A 2,581-nucleotide genomic window follows, 5' to 3' on the forward strand; every position below is an offset into this window, starting at 1 on the left:
AAATCAATTCACAAAAAGGACGGTTACGAATATGGAAAATCAAAGATTTGTTAATTGCTCAACTGTCCCTTTCATTGTTTGTGCTGGCGCACAAAATTACTCAAGGGACGTTTCACAATTAACCCTCCATTCCTCCCATCACCAAACTGAGTACAGTTTTGGTGGGGGTCTCCTGGAGGTTTAGATGAAATAATGAACTACGGAGAGATAAAGGACACCTTATTTATCCAGAGAGAAGCTAATAGCAAGTTTTACTATTAAATAAACAATGCTGGAGAAACATTAAAAAATTCTCCTAAAGCTTTTGCTTGAGCTTTACTAATTGCTCTTTTCCTATTCACTACCTCAAAAACCACACCTTTAGAACCAATAATTCCTACTAAATCAGATTGTTTAATTCCCCTAGCATCCATTAAATGTTCTAATATTGCATGGGGTGATGATGGTTCAATAGGGTAGTGTTTAGTTTCAAATTCTTCAATGAGAGTGACTAACAATTGTAGGATAGCAGTTTGTTCTGGTGTACGTTGTTGTTCAGCCATTAATTTTTCCACAGTTTCTAATGCTTGATCATATTCTGCTTCGGTTGTGATAACTTTGGGTTGATATTCTACTAATAATTGACTGTAGGTGGTTTTATCTAAGGAAATGGTCATGGTTAACTCCTGTTAAAAGAAAGGGTCATTTTTCCATTTTTCTTTATCATACTCAGCATGGGTTAAAAAATATTTGTAGTAGACTGTTTGGATTGCATAATCAATACTAACAATTAAACGATAAGAATTACCTTTGATGTTGAATACAATAAAATTGCCTACTGCATTTGCTGTGGGATAAAATTGTCTAAGTTCATTAAAATTTTGCCATGATGCAGATTTTATCATTCGATACCAGGAGTTAACCGATTCTACTGCATCTGGGTATTTATCAGCATCAGTACGTAAATTACGAATGCTGATTAGGTGCATATTTTGTTTTTTATCTGGAAATACAAATGTTGATTTTATATATGTTCTCATTTAGAAAACGATTTGTCAATATTATCCAAATCCCCAACTTCTGAGTATTAATTCATAGTTTATTGATCTCATCAAATAAAATGATGAAAAAGGTGCAACTCACAGACTAGCAAGATGTGGGTTGTTTTCACGAAGGTTTTGTAGTTGGACTCCATTCAGTTTAACTGCTGCATACTTAAAAAGCCAATCATAAAGATTGAGTACACGAGAATCTAAAAGTAACGGTTTAGAGCTAAAACCTGAACGCAGACCTTGACGCACTTCATTAATAGTTAGTCCCTCATTAATCAAAAATGGCAGAATATCAATCAAATTTTGCTCACTATCTTGCGGTTGGAAACTCTGTTTTGGATCTGCTTTACGCAGTGAACATGAAACACAAGCAAGAGCTAAATTATCAGATGTTGTTGCACCACCAGCCACAACCGGAATAATATGATCTATATGAAATGTTGCAGCTTGTCCTGCTTGAGACAAACAACAATATTCACACCTATCTTTCGCACACTGGATAACTAATTGACGTAGCGAATTTGGAATTTTCCCCATTTATCCTGCCCGCATTATACGCTGAGAACGCAAAGAAAGCAAAGATAAAAATTCCGCCAAATCAACTAAACCTTCTGCTTCATTTCTTTCTGCTACACTCAATTCTTCCCCAGCATCTTGACGATCTAATAAACATTGTAACCGCGCTTGCACAGCTTCAGGAAGTTGGAAATAAGTTAAATTAACGGGTATCTCAATTACATCAGTCATATAATATTTCCCTACAGTTTAGAAAAATCTTCTACAATGTTATTCAGTTTATGTGAATATTTTGCCATAAATCAGCAGTAACAAACCTTGATAAATGACCAACATTAGTTGTGGCAATCAGAAAATCTGCAACATTTAAAGTTACAGCTTGAGCTACTAAAATTATATCTCCATCAATGGTTTTATCTCCTGCTGTTGGTTGTCCTTGTTGTCGAGCTTGCGCCCAAAAAAAAGCAGCTTGACGCATTACAGTTGTTGTAATTGGTAGATATTCTACCAGTTGAGTTAATTCATCTAAACGAGCAATACCTTTAAATTTATTGGCTCTTAATAATTCTCGTCGCACTTCATAATCAGCAATTTCAGGAATGATAACTCTACTACCTGAAAAAATTAGCATTTGTAGCCATTTAGCGCAAGCAAGGCTTTCATCTGACAATTTTGGATTTGTGATTAAACCTATAGGTCCAGCATCTAATAAAATAACTCGATTCACCAACTGACACCTTTTAATTCTTGCGGAAATAATTGACGATTAGATAACCGGTTTTCATCTAAAGCATTAATTAAATATTCTCCTGTTTCTTGCTGTTCTTGTTCATCACTTTCATCTATCCAAGACTGAAGCACATTAACTATTTTCAATTGTTTTTCTTTTTGCAGAATAGATTTTTGGATAAGTTCCAATGTATAAGTTTCCACAGAAAGTCCTTGCTGTTGTGATTCCTGTATTAAATACTGTTCTAATTCTGGTGGTAAACTGAGGGTTAGTGTCATAAATCTATTGTGAGTCACTTTATATA

Annotated in this window: 6 protein-coding genes; all 6 read right to left on the bottom strand. The window is 34.6% G+C overall.

Annotated elements, in window-relative coordinates:
- Positions 1 to 257 precede the first annotated feature (257 nt).
- The gene (locus IQ228_RS24570) at positions 258 to 656 is read right to left on the bottom strand and encodes a type II toxin-antitoxin system HigA family antitoxin (RefSeq protein ID WP_193964778.1); all 399 of its coding nucleotides are present in this window, start codon (positions 654 to 656) and stop codon (positions 258 to 260) included.
- Between the two features lie 12 nt (positions 657 to 668).
- Entirely contained in the window at positions 669 to 968 is a 300-nt protein-coding gene (locus tag IQ228_RS24575; protein ID WP_193964780.1) for a type II toxin-antitoxin system HigB family toxin, read from the bottom strand.
- A gap of 150 nt (positions 969 to 1,118) precedes the next feature.
- Positions 1,119 to 1,568 (bottom strand): HNH endonuclease, encoded by a 450-nt coding sequence (locus IQ228_RS26975; RefSeq protein ID WP_051424234.1) that lies wholly within the window; start codon positions 1,566 to 1,568, stop codon positions 1,119 to 1,121.
- On the bottom strand, positions 1,569 to 1,778 hold the full coding sequence (locus tag IQ228_RS24585) for a hypothetical protein (protein WP_027401268.1): 210 nt from the start codon (positions 1,776 to 1,778) through the stop codon (positions 1,569 to 1,571).
- Positions 1,779 to 1,821: 43 nt separating this feature from the next.
- On the bottom strand, positions 1,822 to 2,274 hold the full coding sequence (locus IQ228_RS24590) for a hypothetical protein (RefSeq protein ID WP_027401269.1): 453 nt from the start codon (positions 2,272 to 2,274) through the stop codon (positions 1,822 to 1,824).
- Positions 2,271 to 2,581 (bottom strand): hypothetical protein (locus IQ228_RS24595; RefSeq protein ID WP_370566945.1); only part of this gene is annotated, 311 nt, incomplete at its 5' end. The genes IQ228_RS24590 and IQ228_RS24595, both read right to left, overlap by 4 nt.

It is taken from the genome of Dolichospermum sp. LEGE 00246, assembly GCF_015207865.1.
GTDB lineage: Bacteria > Cyanobacteriota > Cyanobacteriia > Cyanobacteriales > Nostocaceae > Dolichospermum > Dolichospermum heterosporum.